The following is an 18347-nucleotide window of genomic DNA, read 5'->3' as shown; positions in this document are numbered from 1 at the left end:
CTGAGCGCAATTTGCGCCCTGCCCTTTGATGCTGTGCCGACCCGCCTCGGGTAGATTGCTTATGAATACTTCGTCGATCGTCCTACACTGCTCAAATCCGATACGATGTTTTTGAGAATAATTCTCAATTAAAATATTTCTCGTTTTTTTCTTTAAGCAGACAAGTACGATGGATGGAGAACTCCTGGCCGTTCTGAAGTGGACCGCTGTCTATACAGGATTTACATTTCTGTGTACCGCCGCAGGCGCCGCAGCTGTATTTTTTCTTAAGCCCGATGCCAAGACTGAACTGGCTGAAACGCTTTCGCTCGGCTTTGCTGCCGGCATCATGACTGCTGCCTCTGTCTGGAGTCTGATCATACCGGCTCAGGAAATGGCGCAGAAACAAGGTGATACGCCGTGGCTGATAGCCTCCTTAGGGATTGCTGCGGGCGCAGGTTTTCTCAAACTCCTTGATGCCGTGCTGCCGCACCTTCACCCCGGCGCTTCGAAACCCGAAGGGCCTAAAACAAAGATGCACCGTGCGATGCTTCTTTTTCTGGCTATCACGCTGCACAACATCCCCGAAGGCGGATCGGTCGGTCTGACTGCGGGGCTTGCGGCCATTGCCGGCGATTCCGCTTCACTTTCAGCGGCTTTCGCGCTGGCCTTGGGCATTGGCATCCAGAACATCCCCGAAGGCGCCGCAGTATCACTGCCGCTTGCCGGACAAGGCGTATCGCGCTGGCGGGCTTTTTGGTTCGGCACGGGTTCAGGCGCTGTTGAGCCGCTTTTCGGCATTCTCGCGGCCCTTGCCATTCCGCTCTTTCTCCCGGTGATGCCCTTCATGCTCGCTTTTGCCGCCGGCGCCATGCTTTACGTGGTGGTCGAAGAGCTCATCCCTGCCGCCCATTTGTCTCAGCACTCTGACGCCGGCACGCTTTGCTTCATTTTCGGCTTTGTCATCATGATGGCGCTCGACACCGCACTAGGCTAAAGCGACTTTTTATGTCGTTATACAAAAAGATTTAAAATAAGGCATTTTCAAAATAGTACAAATACGGTAGCGCTCGAAAGCCAAGAAGGATCATAATCAAATCAAGAAAGAAGACTGTAATCAGTCGTCTTCCAAAGGACGCTGACCATCAGTCTTCCAGCACGGCGCCGCGGATAAGTCCCCCGCTGAGCGCTCCGGAGCCACCCATAATGAAGGAGTGTTCCATGCGCATTCTCGTACCGGTTGACGGCAGTATTCCCAGCCGCAGTGTTTTACAGTTTGTTTCCGACCGCGCCAAGCAAATGCCGGTTATGCCCGTTGTTCAGCTCCTCACGGTTGAGCCGCCGGTTCCTTCAAGCGGCATCGGCACGATGATGGAGCTCGAGGCAGTGCGTTCGGCGTTTGCCGCCGAGGGCGAACGAGTGCTTGAATCTCTGCTTCCGATCGCAGGCGGCATTCCGCTTTACCGTGCCGTTGTCTACGGGCGCCCTGGAGAGGAGATTGCCAATGCCAGCGACACCTTCTGCGCCGACTTAATCGCCATGGGTACGCACGGCCGCAGGGGTGTTTCCCGTCTTTTTATTGGTTCAACGTCGCACTCGGTGCTCGCACTTGTCGAACGCCCGCTCCTATTTATTAAAGGAACGCAATATCCCGAACCGACAGAAAACCTGCATATCACACTGGCTGTCGACGGCTCCAAATTCGGCAGTGCCGCAGCGAAATTTATCGTTCGCTCGCGCGACTTCTTTGGTCCCTGCCCAACGGTTGATGTCGTGAGCGTGCTCCCCGATATGGAACGCTGGCTCACCAACCACTCCGTCGGTTTCGAATCCATAGTTGTAAAAACCCGAGATCGCTGGAACGAAGAAGCTGATGCACTCTGGAAAGAAGCTGTCGCTGTGCCGCTTGAAATACTCTCGCGCGCCGGCATTAATGCCCGCGGCGTCAAATATTTCGGCAAACCTGCGCAAACAATTGCGGAGCATGCTCGAAAGACCGGCGGCATTGTTGTCATCGGCAGCCATGGCCGCGGAAACTTCCTGCAGGCTGTGCTCGGCTCCACGGCTTCAAAACTCTGCGCTATTGTTGATCAGCCGCTTCTCATTGTTCGGATGCCGTCAGGTGCGCTTGACCCCAAAGCAGAGAATGATGACCTTCCCATGACGCTGGAAACGGACTGGGACGCCTGTGCGGAGCCCTCCGAACCTTCGGCGGCGTCACATCATGGTGAAACACCCAATCAACACTGATAGACACGAAAGAGGAGCGACGAAGATCGGTCGGAAGCTCCCGGTGCTGATACTGTCAATAAGAGATAGTGAAGCTTTAAAGAAACAAAGCTTCTCAAAGGAGTGAAAATGAGGATTCTGATTCCTGTAGACGGAAGCACATACAGCCGTGCAGCTGTTCGCTTTATTGGCGCCCGCTCGAAGTTCATGGGCGAAAAACCTGATGTAACGCTGCTCAATGTGCAGCAGAACATACCGGGAACAGTGATTGAGCATTTCAGTCTGGAAGCCGTTCGGTCCGTTTATGAAGCTGAAGGCAAGGCGATTGTGGAGAAACTTGCGCCTGAAATCGAGGCCTACGGCATTGAACCGCATATGGCGGTGCGTATTGACGACTGCGGACCAGCTGTCGCCAAAATCGCGGTCGACGACAATATTGACCTGATTACCATGGGGTCTCGCGGTCTTTCCCCCGTCAAGAGCTTCTTCCTGGGTTCTGTTTCCCGCAGCGTGCTCGAGCACACGACAACACCCGTGCTGCTCGTGCGCGAAAAAGAGCTCCCCGAACGCGAGAACCTTCGCCTGCTGCTCGCAGTCGACGGCTCGGATTACGGTGAATCGGCCGCAGCCTTTATTGCCGACCATCCCGGTCTTTTTGGTCCGAATCCCACTATTGACGTGATCTTTGTGGCGCCCGACTACACCAAGATGGCACTCGCGGAAGTTGACAGTGTGACGCCCGCGCCCACGCTGAAGTTCTTTGAAAAAGAGAACCAGCTGGCTTGGGAAAATGCCGTGACGCCGGTGCTCGCCACCCTTCGCGATGCGGGGTTCGACGCCAAGGCCGTTAAGCGCACGGGCGATGCGGCTGAAGCGATTGCCGCCTATGCCGGCGAAAACGCGGACCTCATCGTCATGGGTTCGCACGGCTGGGGCAAGTTCAAATCTGCAGTGCTCGGTTCAACCGCCGCTAAAGTCGGTGCCGCAACTGAACTGCCGATCCTCATCATCCGTACAGACAAAGACGAACTTCTCGTTTGATCGTCAAATTTTCAAACTCAAAGGATATGCCACATGCGCATTCTTGTTCCCGTTGATGAAAGTCTGCACAGCCGCCGCGTGATCGAATTCATTTCGCACCGCGAAACGCTTCTCGGCACCACGCCGGAAATTGAACTTGTGAACGTGCAGTACTCCGTGCCGGAAACGATCATCCATCTTTTCGGCATGGAGGCGGTCAAACAGTACTACCTCGAAGCCGGGAAGAAGGTTTTTGATGAGCTCGGCCCGGAGACTCTCCGCCGCCGCGGCGTCACCGAACGCGTCCTTTACGGCGATATCGGCAAGACGCTTGCCGAAGAAGCAGAGGTCTTTAAGGCCGATCTCATCGTGATGGGCACCCGAGGCCTCAATCCCGTCAAGGGACTGCTTCTTGGCTCGGTCTCCAACGACCTCCTTGCCCGCACAAAGGTGCCGATGCTCCTTTTGCGCGACAAGACGCCGCCCTTGATGGACAAGCTCCGTGTCGGCATTTTTGTCGACGGCTCCGACTACGGCGCTGCTGCCGCAGACTTTGTGCTGCGAAACCGTGAACTCTTTGGTGCAAAATCGGAATTTACCGTGGTGCATGCCTCCGCGCCGATTCCAGACCCCGTCGCGCCTAATCCGGTTTCACCGCATATGCCTACGCTCACGCGACAAGAACGTGAAGCGGAGCAGCGCCGTGTCTTTGCTGACGCCGTAAAGCCGGTGATTGACCCCTTTGAGGCTGCCGGCCTTGCCGTGAAGGCTGAACTCGTCGTGGGGGACGCCGACCATGCCTTGGCCGACTATGCCAACAAGAATCTTGACATTGTGGTAATGGGCAGCCACGGCTACGGCAACTTTAAAGCGGCCGTTCTCGGTTCGACCGCCATGCATGTTGCCGCACTGACGGAAGCGCCTATTCTGGTTATTCGCAAGGATTAATTCTTAGAAAGCGATTCCATTGCGCAGATCGGAGCCGTCATGGCCCGATCTGCTTTTTTTATAAGAAGCCCTCAGTCTCTTTTCACCCCGAAAAGTTAAGCTCGGGCTCGCCCAAAAACTAAGCGCACCTGACGGCATCTGCCGGTCAGGCGCGCTTTTGGCGTCAAGCGATTTCCTTTCGCTTAAAACAGATTAGAAGGCATAAAGAACGCTGATATTGCCCGCGGCACCGCGGCGATCGCCAACGTAGCCTTTAACGCCGATACCTGCCGTCCACGGACTTGAAGCCGAAGGCTTCACGGAGAGCCCCAACTCAAGAATACCGGTATTGCCTGAAAGCGAAGGCACATCCAGAGCCGCAGCTGAACCGCCGAAAAGAATGTCAGCCTCTGCATCACCGTCAAAGACATGTTCGTATGCTGCGCCGACCTTCCACGAAGTCGTTTCAGAGAAGTCGCCCGTCAGACGGCCGCCGATACGCAGTGCATGCGTTGTGGCTGAACTCATCGAAAGCGTTTCGCCGTAACCCGTGCCGAGATCGGTGTCATCGTTGTCCAGATAGGTGACCGTATAGCGGCCATAGAGGTCGAGCTGTACCGGATCGAGTTTGAACACATATCCGCCGCCAAGATGAGCGGAGGCATAGAAAGCATCGGATTCAAAATGCGCCGAAGCGTTCCCGAACGCACCATCAAAATCGGTCGAAGCAGAACCCGCCCGCACGGAACCTTCAAGATAGAAGGGCGTCGAGAAGTCATAGCGCAGGGCCGCGCCGACGCCATAGTAATCATGGTCGGCATCGCCTCGCGCACCGTTAACATGAGAGTCAGAAGACGCCCAGCCGGCTTCTACAAAACCGGCAATCAAAGCGCTGCCCACTCGGCCTGCTGCACCAGCAGCCAAGGAAGTGCCGCGCAGGTCAACATGAGAACCGGTTTCATAGCGAGACTTTCCGCCGTGAATCGCACCGAAGGCCGTGAAGCCGGAAGCGCCCTGAGCGGCGCGAACTGCTGCATTGAGACCTTCGTCGGCAATGAACTCTGCCCCCTGATTCACAAACGCCACGGAGCCCAGAAAGGCTTCGGAAAGCGTCTTGGAATTGGTGTTGGCTTCACCCTTGCCGCTGATTGTTGACTCACCGATCTGAAGGCCGCCGGAGGTGATGCCCATGCCGTTACCCGTACCAGCTTCGACGTTGTAGGTAAAGTCGCCGGTCGGCGTTTCAACAACAACAACGATGTCTTTATCGGTCTTCACGGAACCATCGATCAGCGTCTGACCGGCTTTGGCTTTCGCACGAATGCTCTTTGCCTCACTTAGATCGATGGCTCCCGTACCGTCACCAACGGTAAGCACTGGGGCGTTCTGGTCGTCGGCAGCATTAAAGGTATAGGACTGAGCGGTTCCAGTCACACTGCCAACGGAGTTGACGCCAGTGAAAACAATGGATGTTTTGTCAGAACCTTTTAAATTCAATTCACCTGAAACCGTGGTGTCCGTTAAAGAAGCGCTGCTCGTGCCGACCGTACTGTTAGCACCGGAACCGCCTGTGTACACAGACCCCGACACCGTTGTAGCCGTGATCTGCAGCTGGGCGGATTCGACAGAAGACTTTGCACTCCCGGAAGCAATACCGCCAGCGTAGACATTCACTTCCTTGCCGAATGATCCCAATTCAGCATTTGAAATAGTGAGAGCGGCGCTCTTAACGGCCGTTTCAGAACCGCTCCCGTAGGCATAACCGCCGCCAACAACGTTGTCATTAATAGTTGCACCGTCGATCACAACTAACGAAGTATCGGAAGTGGATGTTAATGTGGTTGTAGCATTATCAAGCTTGTTCCAAGATACGCCGCCGCCAACCACTGCCGCTGAAATATTGACCTTGTCTCCAGCCGCAAGATACGTTAAGGCTTCTACCGTACTATCTCCCGAGATGGAAACTACGGATGAACCGACAGAGGATGTGGAAACAAAATCTCCCGTCTTGTCATAGGCGTAGCTAAGACCGCCGCCGATAACGCCATGGACAGTTCCGCCCGTCATTTGGATTGATGCCTGTCCCTCAACATCGGCCGCCATGTTGCCGGAAGCGCCTTGCCCGATTTTGGAATGTCCGCCGCCGATCACAACACCCTCTACGGTTCCGCCGGAAATTGTGACGGATGCATCACCGGTGACGGTATTGGATATCGTCCCTTTCAATCCGTTTACCTTGCCGCCGCCGATCACATTACCTTTGATAGTCCCATTTTGGATAGTGACCGAAGTGCTTTCAACAGTTACGTTAGCGGTGTTCGTACCATTCGGATTGCGCTGCCGAACATAACTGCCACCAATGACCTCATCACCCAGCGTCGCATTCTCAGCATCTACGAATACCGAACTTGTTCCGCTGATACTCGAACTTGATGACTCACCATCAAGCGTCAAATGCAGCAGACTGCCGCCAATGACGGATTCACTAGTCGCAATCTTCTTAGAACCCGTGATGGAGACAGAAGTACTGCCGTTGATCGTACTTGAAGTGGCGTTTTTGCCAGAGCCGCCAAATCCCAAAAGATCCCCGCCGACTACGCGGCCCGTAATGTCAACATCTTTTTTAGCGTCAATAATGACCGAAGAGCCTGATGACTCCGTCGATGATTTTTGCCCTAGAGCAGCACTGCCGCCGAAGACGCCGAACTCGGAAGAATTAAAGGTTCCCCCTTCAATCAGGAGAGAACTGACGCCGGTCGTAATGGAAAGGTGCGGTTTAGAGGAATCCGATGCTTGTTCTTTACCATAGTTATCTGCAACACTGCCGCCAAAAACAGCTCCGGTAAAAGTTCCGCCGGAAATACTAAGGGAAATATCCCCTGTTTCTGCAGTAGTTAAAGCCGGAATACCATAATCTTTATTACCTGTGGATTTCACATACGATCCACCGATCACACTGACCTTGTCTCCCCAACTCATGGCACTGCCAGTGACGGTTCCTCCTGAAATCGCTGCCGTCACATTCCCTGTAGTCAGGTTGGTGTTGTCCGCATTATTGGCCTTGCTGCCGCCAATAAAATAGGTGACGGAGCCTTCCCCCGACAGAGTGACGTGAGTGTTGCCAATCTTAAGATCGTAGCTACCGGTATTAGGCTTCCTGATGTGATTGCCGCCAATCAATTCATCAAATGTTCCGCCCGTGAGTGTGATATTAGTGTTGCTCGCACTATGGTCAAAAACGTTTGTCTCAGTTTTGTCGTCATAATGCCACCCGCCGATCAGTTTTATCGAGTCCCCTGAGGGGTATGACCCTGTTCCATCAAATATCTTTGTTTGCCCGTTTGCTTCGTATTCAGAAGCCCCTGCAAATGCAGGTCCCATTGCCAATGCTGTCAACGAAGCAGCAATAATCGTTTTCTTCATCAAGCTCTCCAGTGAAAACAAGGGTTGCAGTCTTTTTTACCCCCCCCCCCCTTCTTCTGTCAAGCGTCTTGGTTTTCCTGATGAACTCGGGCGTGATCCTGGACGATAAAAAAGAGCTTTCCAGCAATGAAGCAAAACCCATTATGATTGATGTTCCGTGAACATCAACTGTTTGATTATCCAAAAAATTTGATTGATATACGGTAATCAAATGAAAACTATTGGCATTGCCTCTGCGCAATGGCTGTTGTTTAGCGGATCTGTCTTTAAGGGTCCGTTAGGTATACGCAAACAAGTGATTGTATACATTTGAAGCTGTATGATTCATCCTCGTACAACCCATTGAGCTCAGACTACGTAACTTCTCTCACTTTTCCGAAATTAATCATGAAAAAAGCACTAATCGCCATTACCGCATTGACTTCATCCGCCCTGATCGCCGGCTGTGCCAATGTCCCCCGGGAAGCTCATCGCATCAATTTGATCACTCTCGATGAAGCCGAGGCCAACCACTGCAAGAGCCTCGGCTGGGTTGGATCGGTTTCGGTTCTCCTCATCAACGGCAAAGCCCGCAACACGGCCGTCATTCTGAAGAAAGCTGTCAAGATGCCCGGCGCGACGCACATTGCCTATACCAAAGGCGAAGCCGGCTATGCCACGACTCGCGCTCAGGTGCTGAGCTGTCCGAACCCCAACCTGAAAACAAAAGATCCGGAAACGATGGCTTATCAGCGCGAATACCTCGAGCACGACTAACGCTGGAATCAATCTGCTCGACCGCTTTCGCGCTTCATCAGCTCTTTCGGGCCTGAGTACGATTCAAAACCATCCGCCCGCTGATTTTCTTCAAATCAACGGGCGGATTTTTGTGAAATTCAGCCTTTGCAATGAAAAGCGAATTCCGGAGACGAGCTCAGTTTGAAACAGGTCTCCTGTAGAGAGACAGGCTCATTAATCCTTCTTTTTACGGTTGGCGAAGAAGTTATCCTTTTGGATATCTGCAGTACGGATCGTGAAGACTTGATTCATCAAATCTGCGGTCAGCGCTTCTGCATCTGCTATCACCTGAATGTTGAAGTCGTCGAGCGACTTCTGAGCAGCCGCAGGATCCTTTTTCAAGGTCTTGACATAGCTGTCCTCAAAAGTCTTCATCCGGCCTTCGACCTCTTTTTCAAACTCCGCATAAGCCTTCTTCACAACGGGGGCGAGCGTCGGATAGTCCGTCATAACAAGCGTCTGAAGCTTGCGGAACTTCCAATAAAGGCTCTTGTCATCGGCCTTGTCGGTACCCATGCCGAAGTGTTCCGGATAGGCACTCACGCCCGAATACACAGGGAAATAGACCGAGAGATCAGCCATGCCCATCGCCAGATAGGTCACTTCGCCGATCGCACGCGGCAGCCATGGGCGCACCTGCATCACATGAGACTCATAGGTGCGGAAGACACTCACCGGGCGGTAGGGTTCGTCGCCGCGAAGCCCCTTGGTGTACGGATCATGAGACTGCAGCTCTCCGGACTCAAAGTGATTGCGCATGATGGCCTTCAGGTCAGCAATGGTGACCTTCTGGTCGGGCGCGGCCCATACCGGGAAGCTTCGGCCGGCCTGCACCGGCTGCTCGAGACTCGGCGTCAGCAGTTTCTGAATCTGCCAGACGCGCGGATCGTTGTAGTCGCGGTCACGATCATCATCGCGGCAGTACGCCTTGGAAAAATTGAATTCTCCATCTTTCTTCGGGTCGTAGAAACCGTTCTTTACAGCGAATTCAACGAGCGTTTTGGAAGCCAAAAAGTCCGAGCTCTTCGGATCGTACTTCTGCAGACGTCCTTGGTTGCCGGAAGCAAAGTATTGTTTTTTCGGTGCGCGCTGAGCGAGCCACTGGTGGCCCGTGCCCGTTTCGAAGTACCACACTTCCTTTTCATCCATCAGCACAACGCCGAAACCTTCTCCGGCACCCTTGGTTTCAACGATGGATCCGAGCAGCTGCACGGCTTCGCGAGCGGTTTTAGCCACTGGCAAAAGCACGTCCGGAATGTCATCTTCGGTGATGCCGGTGTCCTCAACATAGGGATCAATCTTCAGAGCATCATCGCGCGCAAAGATTGATTCCGTTCCCGAAAAACCGACGCCCGCTTCATTCCAGCCCGTTGCACCGTGCACTTGGGTCTGCCAATTCGGCACCGTGGTGAAGCGCATGGCATTTTCCGGCAGCGGATACTCAAAATTGTTCGCTCCGTGGTGATCGGCTGTTCGATACATGCCTTTCTGCCCTTTCTTGGCCGGATGAATCACCAAATGCTGCGCTTTCAGTGCGCTGCTGTCAGCCGAGCGGGCAATCAGGATTGAACCGTCAGACGTGGCATCTTGCCCGACCACAACCGTGGTGCAGGCCAAAGCAGAGCCGGCGACGAGCGAAGCAATGGCACCGGCGAGCGCAGCAATGCGAAATGATTTCATTAAAAATTCTCCTCATATGGTGGATCCCGAATCAACGCACTCCCCTTGGTCATCGCAAATGGGCAGGGAACCGCACTGCGAGGGGACTGCAGCGGCAAAACCTCAGTCGTGCCGCACTGTCAACCAGGCCCCCGCAAGGCTAATGCTTCTAGGTAATTTGTCGTATAAGGACTTCTCCGGTCTTGCATATTGCGGTGACTTCCATAGAGCGCTTTCAAAGCAATGCATTGAAAAAAAGATCCTGCAGCCGATGCTTTGTCTGCAGGATCTTGATTGAAATCTCTCCGAGAGGCGTGCAGCGCACGCCTTCAAACCGAGAGTGTGTTATTTCGCGTAGGAAGCAGCCGATTCAGCAGCCACGACACCCGACACGATGGCCCACGAATTCATCATGGCGGTCATGGAGTCAGCGCCGTTCGCGCCGCCCACCACGCAGCCCGCGCCATAAAGACCCGGGATGGCAGAACCGTCCTTCTTCAGAATACGCATCGCGCCGTCAGCCTTGAGGCCGCCCAGCGTGGTCTGATAGCGAACCTTCTGCTCCACAATGCGCCAGGTGCCGCCTTCGGCAAGACCGCCCGTCAGACGGCGGCTGAAGTCCTTGTCGGAACCGGCCTTCACCATATCGTTCCAATGTTTAACGGTCGCCTCAAGCCCTTTCGGATTAATGCCCATTTGTTTGGCAGCATCTTCAAGACTCTTCGAGACCGCCATCACTGGGTGACCATTGTTGACGATCTTTGTCCATTCGTTAAGCGACTCGGCGCTGGGCACGAGCTTATCTTCCAAAGACTTCGCAACGTACTGCTTCCAGGCAGCGTCATCCATGACGATATAAGCAATGGAGCCAGGCTGCTCGATCGTCTTATCCGTCAGAACGCCCAGTCCGGCATTCTCATCGACAAAGCGCTTGCCGTCACGGTTGACGTAAATTGCGCCGCTCTTTTTCATGGTGTCGGTCGACGAGGCCGTTGCAGCCAAGCCGTGGTGCGGACGCGTTTCAACGCCCTGCGGATACTGCTTCACAAGGTCCATATTGATGGTTGCAGCACCGATGGCTTCACCCATCTTGAGACCGTCGCCCGTTTCACCGTCCACGCCATAGAAAAGGAAGCTCTTCATCTTCGGGGGCAGCAGCGACTGATCCGCACCGTAGCCGCCGGAGGCGAGAATCACCGCCTTGGAAGTGAGCTCCACCGTATTGCCGGCAGCATCCACAGCCTTCACTCCGACCACTTTGCCGTCCTTTTCAATGAAGGACTGAGCACGCGTTTCAAGCATCAGCTTCCCGCCCATATCGAGGAACTTTCCTTTCATGAGATTGAGGAAGTTGACGGAGCGCCCCTGAACGCCCAACTGACGGTTTGCGGAATGATCCGGGTACTGCGTGGCGGCCGGGCCATACGGAATCTTCATGTCGTAGATCAGCCAGTCGACTACGCCGCCCACCTTCTCCGTCACCATCTTGACGAGCACCGGATCATTGCGGTTCTTGCCGACGCGGAAGATGTCCTTATAGGCAAGTTCAGGCGAGTCCTTCGTTTCCTTCATGACTTCGCGCTGGTAGCGAGAGCCGGTGGCGATCAGCGTGCCGGCATTGAGCACCGTAGCGCCGCCGATCGTCGGCATCTTTTCGATCAAGATGACGCTCTTGCCGAGCGTTTCGGCCTTAACCGCTGCAGAGATACCTGCGCCGCCGGCACCGACAACCACGATGTCAGCAGATTCCTTGATGACTTTATGAGCTGTCTTTTTCGAGACAACGGCAGCCGCAAATGCTGCCGGATCTCCGCCGCCCGCTTTAATGGCTGCGGCAACCGCTGCTTTGATGCCGTTGGTAGTGAGTGTTGCGCCGGAAACCGCATCAATGCCTGTTGTCTGAGCCTGAACAATCTCGCCGGGCACGCGGGCGAGCGCCGCATCAGAGATACCCGGCGTTTCGCTGTGTTTTACGACCTTGACGGCGGTGATCTTTCCGCCGGCAGCAGTCAGTTCAACAACGATCGCCCCGTTGCGTCCCTGTCCTTCTCCCGTCCAGGTGCCGTCTTTGAGCTGCGCCGCGGCATTCGCGGCAGAAAAGCCAGTCATCGCGGCAGTCAGAGCGGCAACAAGGCAAAGCTTGCGCATCATCATGATTTTTCCTCCTCACAAATGAGTGAAGTTCACTGCGGACGGCAGGGCCTCCGCTCGAACCTCATAACGAGGAAGGCTAGTGGAGACGTTAAACTCGGCAAATCGAAGAAACCCTTACTCCGACGCCGCAAATGCCCAAAATGAAAATAAACTAGGGTAGATTACCTACTCTTTTAGGGTTGCAGAACCTCTTCTTTCGCCTGCAAATCATGACGTCTTGACGGCATTTCCATGACGAATCACTGCATGTCATCAAAATGTCATAAATCAGTAACAAACGCGTCACCAAGCTCGGCAACAATGCAGGCTTCGTAAACCTGATGAGCGCTCAAATGGAGCAATACTATATTGTGATGCTGGCGTTTCTCGCCGTCATCGCCGTCATCGACCTCTTCGTCGGCGTCAGCAACGACGCCTCCAATTTTCTCAATTCAGCCCTCGGCTGCCGCATTGCAAGCTTTCGCACCACAATGTGGGTAGCCAGCCTCGGCGTTCTGCTCGGCGCCACATTCTCTTCGGGCATGATGGAAGTGGCTCGTTCGGGCATTTTCCATCCTCAGATGTTCTCCTTTTCGGAAATCATGGTGGTGTTTTTCGCCGTCATGGTGGCTGACGTCATACTGCTCGACGCATTCAACAGCCTCGGACTGCCCACCTCCACCACTGTTTCCATCGTCTTTGAGCTTCTCGGCAGCGCCGCCGCTGCAGCTGCTTGGAAACTGCTCGATGCCGGACAGTCCTTGGGAGACCTCTACACCTACATCAATACGAGCAAGTCCCTCGGAATTGTTTCAGGCATTCTCATCTCGGTTGTTGTTGCCTTTATTTCCGGCGCCGTTATTCAGTACCTCGCGCGGCTCCTTTTTTCCTTCCGCTTCGAAGGCATGTACCGCCGCATCGGAGCAATCTACGGCGCTTTTTCTATTACTGCCATCATCTACTTCCTCGTCATGAAGGGCGCCAAAGGCGCGTCCTTCATGCGTGCGGAGTGGATCGACTGGATCAACGCCAATACTTCGCCCATTCTGATCACACTCTTTGTGGGCTTTACGATTCTCTTCCAGATCTGCATTTCTTTCTTCCGCATCAACGTCTTCAAGATCATCATTCTCGCGGGTACTTTCTCGCTCGCTTTTGCCTTTGCCGGCAATGACTTGGTGAACTTTGTGGGTGTGCCGATCGCAGCCTGGGACAGTTTTAAGATCTGGTCGGCTGCTCAGAGTCCGGCAGAAACCTTCATGATGGGTGATCTGCTTAAACCAGCTACCGCAGCGACTTGGATGCTTCTCGCCTCCGGCATGGTAATGGTCTTCACGCTTTGGTTCTCCAAGAAAGCCCACCGCGTCATTCAGACCTCCATCAATCTCGCCTCTACTCAAACGGGTGAACAGGAGCAGTTCGGCGCCTCACTGCCCGGCCGCATGATCGTTCGTGCCGCCGTCGGCATGGGTACCGTTATCAACCAGATCATGCCTGGGTTCCTGCAGCGCGGCATCGCCAGCCGCTTTGTGCCGGCGCCGCAGGAAAAAGGCACGATTCCGCTGCCCTTCGATTATGTTCGCGCTTCGATCAATCTCGTGCTGTCGGCCGTATTGATTGCCTCTGCTACTAACCTCCAGCTGCCGCTCTCAACGACCTATGTCACCTTCATGGTCGCTATGGGATCGAGCTTTGCCGACGGCGCCTGGGACCGCGAAACGGCTGTCTATCGCATTTCCGGTGTTCTTACCGTGATCAGCGGATGGTTCATCACAGCACTCTGCGCGAGCTCCCTTGCTGCAGTTGCCGCGACGATCGTCTTTTGGGGCGGAGAAACCGCCGCGGTCATCATGGGGCTCGCAGCCATCGCAATTCTCGTGCGTTCCAACCTTAAGAAGCACGAAGAAGAGTCGCTTGCCAAACAATCTGCGCAGCGCTTCACTGCGCCGGCCATCCGCACCATCATTCACACCAAGAGCCCGGCCAACCTCTGCCGCACACTCGACCTCCTTGACGAGGTTGTTGACGGCCTGCTTGCCGACCGAGAACTCGCGCTTCGCAGCGCAAAAAGCGAAGCCTCGGAATTTTTCGACCAGCTGAGCAAAGACCGAAGTGTTTACTATCGCATGGCCATGATGGATAAGACGCCGTCAAAGGTCGACTTTAATGCGCGCTACTGCTACTTCCGCGCTTTTACCAATATGCGTGAAGTTGGCCGTTCACTGCAGAGTCTCGCCAAGCAGTCTCTCGAACATGTCGCCAATCGTCATCGCGTCTTCAAGGGCGATCTCGCCGATGAACTGCGTGCATTGACGGCGGAGCTGCGCCGAATTTCGAGTTCAGTCGACGGCAAACCCGATCTCGAAGAACTGCACCTGAATGCCAAAGCTGCAATTGACCGTATCGACGCCATGCAAAGCGAACTGATGCGGGCGATTCCGGACGGCGAACTTTCCATCCGCGGCAGCGAGCTTTATCTCACCTTCCTGCTTTTTGCCCGCGACTTCATCAATCACTATGAAATTGTTTCGATGCTCGCCGCCCGCATTGATTCTTTGGAACAGACGCCGTCAGGCGTGACTGCCCCAAAAGAAAAAATTTCATAACCTGACCTTTCTTTTTCTGATTCACAACGCCGCATTATTTTTCTAAGAGTGCGGCGTTTTTTGTTTTTCATGCCTCAGTCCGCGGCTTAAAGAATAGATTTTTAAAAAAACTAAAAGATGCTGCAGAGCACCTTGGCATATAACTCACATCCTATTAATTTTATAGATTACAGAGTATTTGACTTATATAAAGTGGCCTCCTACACTTTCTTTCAGCGATTGAAAGCAAAAACTTTACTGAGCCAGCTCAGCAAAAAAAACGGCCAAAAATTCAGCCGGCGCTGCCTGCGGTCGCTCGAATCCAATATTTACCAGACCTCCATTGGAGACCCCCTCAATGCAGAAGGAAGAGCTTAAAGATCAGTTCACCGACCTGTTGAGCAAATTCACGACTTACTTCGGAAAGTATTTGCCTGACGACGTCATGGAAAGCCTGAAGACGCTCAGCAGCAAGCAGCAGAGCGAAATTTCGAAAATCATTTATGACGTCATGTTTGACGATATGGATTTGGCCAAGAAACGCAATGTGCCGATCTGTCAAGACACCGGCGTCATCCAGTATTTCGTGAAATGCGGTGCAAATTTTCCGCTTTTAGGCGACCTTGAATCCTGCCTGCGCGAAGCGACTAAACGCGCCACCAAGAATGCGCCGCTGCGGCACAACGCCGTCGAAATTTTTGACGAAAGAAATTCCGGCGACAACACCGGCGTGCGCATTCCCTGGATAGACTGGCAGATCGAGCCCGATTCCGACAACGTCGAAATTTACGCTTATATGGCGGGCGGCGGCTGTTCTCTGCCGGGAGCCGCGAAGGTTTTAATGCCGCTCGAAGGCTATGAAGGCGCCGTGAAGTTTGTTTTCGACATTCTCTGCGACCGCGGCGTCAACGCCTGCCCGCCGCTGTTGGTCGGCGTAGGTATTGCCGGCTCCATTGATGTCGCCTCAACGTTGTCCAAACGCGCCCTCATGCGGCCGGTCGGCTCTCACAACTCCAATCCTGTCGGCGCAGAATTTGAAAAACTCCTCTCTGACGGACTGAACGAAATCAACATCGGCCCGGGCGGTTTTACCGGCACAGATTCCGTCATGGGCGTCAACGTCGAACAGGCGGCCCGCCATCCGTCCTGTATCGCCGTGGCCGTGAGCGTCGGTTGTTGGGCACACCGCCGCGCGCTTATCCGCATCCATCCCGATATGTCCTATGAATTTCTCTCGCACAAAGGAGTTGTGCTGTGAAAACCCATGTCCTGAACACGCCGATCCGCGACGAAGATCTCGAAAACATTGAGATCGGCGATCTCGTCTACCTAAACGGCGCACTCATTACAGCCCGCGATCAAGCGCACCACCGCCTCGTTAAGCTCGGCCGCAAACTTCCCGTTGACTTGAACCGCAAGGCCATTCTGCACGCCGGTCCGATCATGGTTCCCGCCGAAGATGTCAAAAGCGGCTGGAAGGTAGCCTCTATTGGTCCGACGACTTCCATGCGCATGGAACTCTTCGAAAAGGAATTCATCGAAGAAACCGGCGTCAAACTCATCATCGGCAAAGGCGGCATGGGTCCCAACACCGAGGCGGGCTGCCGAGAAAAAAAGGCAATCCACTGCGTCTTCCCGGGCGGCTGCGCCGTCGTTGCCGCCGCCTGTGTTGAAGAGGTCGAAGACCATCAGTGGCCTGAACTCGGCATGCCCGAATCCATGTGGGTGATGCGGGTGAAAAAGTTTGGCCCCCTGATCTGCTCGATTGACACCCAAGGACGCAATCTTTTCAAAGAAAACAAAAAAGTCTTTGAAGAACGCAAGGCCCCGATTGTTGAACGCATTTGCGCCCTTATCGACTATCAAAAATAATCTGCTTTGAGCTGACGACGAACGTCCTCCGCCCCCATCATTGAAGCGTTCCGCCGGCATGATCCTGCGGCGCATTCCCGGTCTTTCGCCCAACGCCATCGGAATGCGCCGCTCGCTGCCTTTCGCTATTCTGAGTCCATAGGTCTTTTGCGCGGTGTTTCTCAACCCCGCCCCATCTTCCCGGAGCTCCTCGATGCCGAGCAACATCTGCCGCTACTTAACCGCCCTCATCGCCGAGAGCAGTTTTTCAAAGGCCGCACAGCGCCTCGGCATCTCGCAGCCCTCGCTTTCGCAGTTTCTCGTCCGCTTAGAAACCGAAGCCCAAACAGAACTCGTCGATCGTTCGGCCAAGCCGCTCAAACTGACGGCTGCCGGAGCGCTCTTTTTGCGTACGGAGCAGCAAGTCGATCTGCTCCGAGAAACCGCTGCCAAGCAAATGCTTGACATCAAAGGGGGCGTACGCGGACACGTCACTGTAGGGGCGAGCGACTACCGAGAAACTTTTTTTCTAGCCGAAGTGCTTCCAGTTTTTCACCGGCTCTATCCCCTCATTGAAGTCTCCCTAACGGAAGGACGCACCAAAGTACTCGAACAAATGGCGCTTGAAGGCGCCGTCGATTTTTCCCTAGTCATCACGCCGCTCTTTCATCCGGGCACGCTCACCACCATTGAACTTTATCAAGAGCGAATCCTGATCGCCCTTTCGGAAAAGCACCGCCTTGCCCAGCAGCATCCTGCCTCGCCAAGCGAAGAATTCCCGGTCATTGACTTCCATGATCTCGATCGTGAACCTTTCATCAAAATCAAGGAAGGGCAGCAGATGGATGTGCTTTTCCGAGAGCTCTGCAGGATGAGCGGAGCAAAACCGCGCGTGGTTCTCGAAAGCGAGTCCATGATTGCCGCTGCCACACTCGCGAGCGCGGGGCTCGGTGCGGCGTTAACCACTGAAACGCTGGTGCGGCGGGCAGGCACGGCCAAGCCGCTGCGTGCCTTTAGCGTTGAGCCGCCGGTGCCGCCTCGTATCGTCGCGGCCGCCTACCGGTCCGAGCGCTATCTCTCTAAGGCTGCGCACGCACTGATTCGGGTGATGACAGATGTCGCGGCCTGCCGCTTTCAAAACGGTTAGATCGCTTCTTAAACCTGCCATTGGCAAAAGGGATGACGCACTAAGTTTGAATTGAAGTAGCGAGGATCATTAGAAACCTCTCGACCCAGCCAGTCCGGCCGCTCAAACGGAGCGTCCTCGTCGGGCAGTTCAATCTCGGCCACAATCAATCCGGCATTTTCGCCGAGGAACTCATCAATCTCCCACACCAATGAACCGGCAGGGATCTTGAAGCGGCGCTTTTCGATCAAAGGTTTTTCAGCTAAGCCGCTGAGCATTTTGTCAGCATCTGCAAATGGTATTTCATATTCAAATTCAGAACGTGTCACACCGTTTGTGATGCCTTTTACCGTCAAGAACCCCTTTTCGCCTGCGGTGCGCACCCGGACGGTTCGCTCCTTGGCGCTGCTGAGGTAGCCCTGTCGGTAAAGCACGCCTTGAGCGAGCGTTCTCCAGGCATTTCCATTGACTAAAAATTTGCGTTCAATCTCTTTGCTCATCGCGGCTCTCAATGTGTTTTTTTGGGTCGTCAGCCGGCTTGGCCTCATATCCGGTTCGCTGACGAACCCATGAAGAGAATAGAAGATTCCCTGCTTTTTCGCCGGCTCAAGGGCTCCCACTGCCCGGCATGAAAGCAC

Annotated in this window: 13 protein-coding genes; 9 read left to right on the top strand and 4 right to left on the bottom strand. The window is 54.3% G+C overall.

Features of this window, described 5'->3' with window-relative positions; all coding sequences use genetic code 11:
- Window positions 1-169 precede the first annotated feature (169 nt).
- The 4 genes from DES29_RS00515 (at window position 170) to DES29_RS00500 (ending at window position 4176) form a co-directional block, all read left to right on the top strand.
- Window positions 170-976, top strand: coding sequence for a ZIP family metal transporter (locus DES29_RS00515; protein ID WP_005432229.1), 807 nt, complete (start codon window positions 170-172; stop codon window positions 974-976).
- A gap of 224 nt (window positions 977-1200) precedes the next feature.
- Window positions 1201-2229, top strand: a complete 1029-nt coding sequence (locus DES29_RS00510; RefSeq protein ID WP_021995483.1) for a universal stress protein — start codon at window positions 1201-1203, stop codon at window positions 2227-2229.
- A 108-nt stretch (window positions 2230-2337) separates the two neighbouring features.
- Window positions 2338-3249, top strand: coding sequence for a universal stress protein (locus DES29_RS00505; protein WP_021995482.1), 912 nt, complete (start codon window positions 2338-2340; stop codon window positions 3247-3249).
- A 33-nt stretch (window positions 3250-3282) separates the two neighbouring features.
- On the top strand, window positions 3283-4176 hold the full coding sequence (locus tag DES29_RS00500; RefSeq protein ID WP_021995481.1) for a universal stress protein: 894 nt from the start codon (window positions 3283-3285) through the stop codon (window positions 4174-4176).
- Between the two features lie 192 nt (window positions 4177-4368).
- Here DES29_RS00500 and DES29_RS00495 read toward each other — a convergent pair whose 3' ends face one another.
- Window positions 4369-7578 (bottom strand): beta strand repeat-containing protein, encoded by a 3210-nt coding sequence (locus tag DES29_RS00495; protein WP_113854284.1) that lies wholly within the window; start codon window positions 7576-7578, stop codon window positions 4369-4371.
- Between the two features lie 387 nt (window positions 7579-7965).
- On the opposite strand from DES29_RS00495, the gene DES29_RS00490 reads away from it, so the two are divergent.
- Window positions 7966-8334 (top strand): hypothetical protein, encoded by a 369-nt coding sequence (locus DES29_RS00490; RefSeq protein WP_021995160.1) that lies wholly within the window; start codon window positions 7966-7968, stop codon window positions 8332-8334.
- A gap of 195 nt (window positions 8335-8529) precedes the next feature.
- Here DES29_RS00490 and DES29_RS00485 read toward each other — a convergent pair whose 3' ends face one another.
- Window positions 8530-10035 (bottom strand): C69 family dipeptidase, encoded by a 1506-nt coding sequence (locus DES29_RS00485; RefSeq protein WP_113854282.1) that lies wholly within the window; start codon window positions 10033-10035, stop codon window positions 8530-8532.
- A 324-nt stretch (window positions 10036-10359) separates the two neighbouring features.
- The gene (locus tag DES29_RS00480) at window positions 10360-12168 is read right to left on the bottom strand and encodes an FAD-dependent oxidoreductase (protein ID WP_113854281.1); all 1809 of its coding nucleotides are present in this window, start codon (window positions 12166-12168) and stop codon (window positions 10360-10362) included.
- A 332-nt stretch (window positions 12169-12500) separates the two neighbouring features.
- On the opposite strand from DES29_RS00480, the gene DES29_RS00475 reads away from it, so the two are divergent.
- The 4 genes from DES29_RS00475 to DES29_RS00460 all read left to right on the top strand — a co-directional run bounded on the left by DES29_RS00475 (window position 12501) and on the right by DES29_RS00460 (window position 17730).
- Window positions 12501-14753, top strand: a complete 2253-nt coding sequence (locus DES29_RS00475) for an inorganic phosphate transporter (RefSeq protein WP_021995163.1) — start codon at window positions 12501-12503, stop codon at window positions 14751-14753.
- 337 nt (window positions 14754-15090) lie between these two features.
- Entirely contained in the window at window positions 15091-15990 is a 900-nt protein-coding gene (gene ttdA, locus DES29_RS00470) for a L(+)-tartrate dehydratase subunit alpha (protein WP_021995944.1), read from the top strand.
- Window positions 15987-16604: a L(+)-tartrate dehydratase subunit beta gene (gene ttdB / locus DES29_RS00465; protein WP_021995945.1), complete on the top strand. Its 618-nt coding sequence runs from the start codon at window positions 15987-15989 to the stop codon at window positions 16602-16604. Before ttdA ends, ttdB begins: the two co-directional genes overlap by 4 nt.
- Window positions 16605-16797: 193 nt before the next feature.
- Complete coding sequence (locus DES29_RS00460) at window positions 16798-17730, top strand: LysR family transcriptional regulator (protein ID WP_113854279.1); 933 nt, start codon at window positions 16798-16800, stop codon at window positions 17728-17730.
- A gap of 8 nt (window positions 17731-17738) precedes the next feature.
- On the opposite strand, the gene DES29_RS00455 is transcribed toward DES29_RS00460, so the two are convergent.
- Complete coding sequence (locus tag DES29_RS00455; RefSeq protein ID WP_021995150.1) at window positions 17739-18209, bottom strand: CYTH domain-containing protein; 471 nt, start codon at window positions 18207-18209, stop codon at window positions 17739-17741.
- Window positions 18210-18347: the final 138 nt, after the last annotated feature.

The organism is Sutterella wadsworthensis (assembly GCF_003315195.1).
GTDB classification, from domain to species: Bacteria; Pseudomonadota; Gammaproteobacteria; order Burkholderiales; family Burkholderiaceae_F; genus Sutterella; species Sutterella wadsworthensis.
Note: the sequence above shows the minus strand (reverse complement) of the source record. Positions and strands in the feature narration are given on the sequence as shown.

What these genes read in the sequence shown, in the direction of transcription:
- DES29_RS00510 (WP_021995483.1), top strand. Translation starts at nt 1,201, where the DNA reads ATGCGCATTCTCGTACCGGTTGACGGCAGTATTCCCAGCCGCAGTGTT.
- DES29_RS00500 (WP_021995481.1), top strand. Translation starts at nt 3,283, where the DNA reads ATGCGCATTCTTGTTCCCGTTGATGAAAGTCTGCACAGCCGCCGCGTG.
- DES29_RS00505 (WP_021995482.1), top strand. Translation starts at nt 2,338, where the DNA reads ATGAGGATTCTGATTCCTGTAGACGGAAGCACATACAGCCGTGCAGCT.
- DES29_RS00485 (WP_113854282.1), bottom strand. Translation starts at nt 10,035, where the DNA reads ATGAAATCATTTCGCATTGCTGCGCTCGCCGGTGCCATTGCTTCGCTC.
- DES29_RS00490 (WP_021995160.1), top strand. Translation starts at nt 7,966, where the DNA reads ATGAAAAAAGCACTAATCGCCATTACCGCATTGACTTCATCCGCCCTG.
- DES29_RS00460 (WP_113854279.1), top strand. Translation starts at nt 16,798, where the DNA reads ATGCCGAGCAACATCTGCCGCTACTTAACCGCCCTCATCGCCGAGAGC.
- DES29_RS00495 (WP_113854284.1), bottom strand. Translation starts at nt 7,578, where the DNA reads ATGAAGAAAACGATTATTGCTGCTTCGTTGACAGCATTGGCAATGGGA.
- DES29_RS00455 (WP_021995150.1), bottom strand. Translation starts at nt 18,209, where the DNA reads ATGAGCAAAGAGATTGAACGCAAATTTTTAGTCAATGGAAATGCCTGG.
- DES29_RS00475 (WP_021995163.1), top strand. Translation starts at nt 12,501, where the DNA reads ATGGAGCAATACTATATTGTGATGCTGGCGTTTCTCGCCGTCATCGCC.
- DES29_RS00480 (WP_113854281.1), bottom strand. Translation starts at nt 12,168, where the DNA reads ATGATGATGCGCAAGCTTTGCCTTGTTGCCGCTCTGACTGCCGCGATG.
- DES29_RS00515 (WP_005432229.1), top strand. Translation starts at nt 170, where the DNA reads ATGGATGGAGAACTCCTGGCCGTTCTGAAGTGGACCGCTGTCTATACA.
- ttdA (WP_021995944.1), top strand. Translation starts at nt 15,091, where the DNA reads ATGCAGAAGGAAGAGCTTAAAGATCAGTTCACCGACCTGTTGAGCAAA.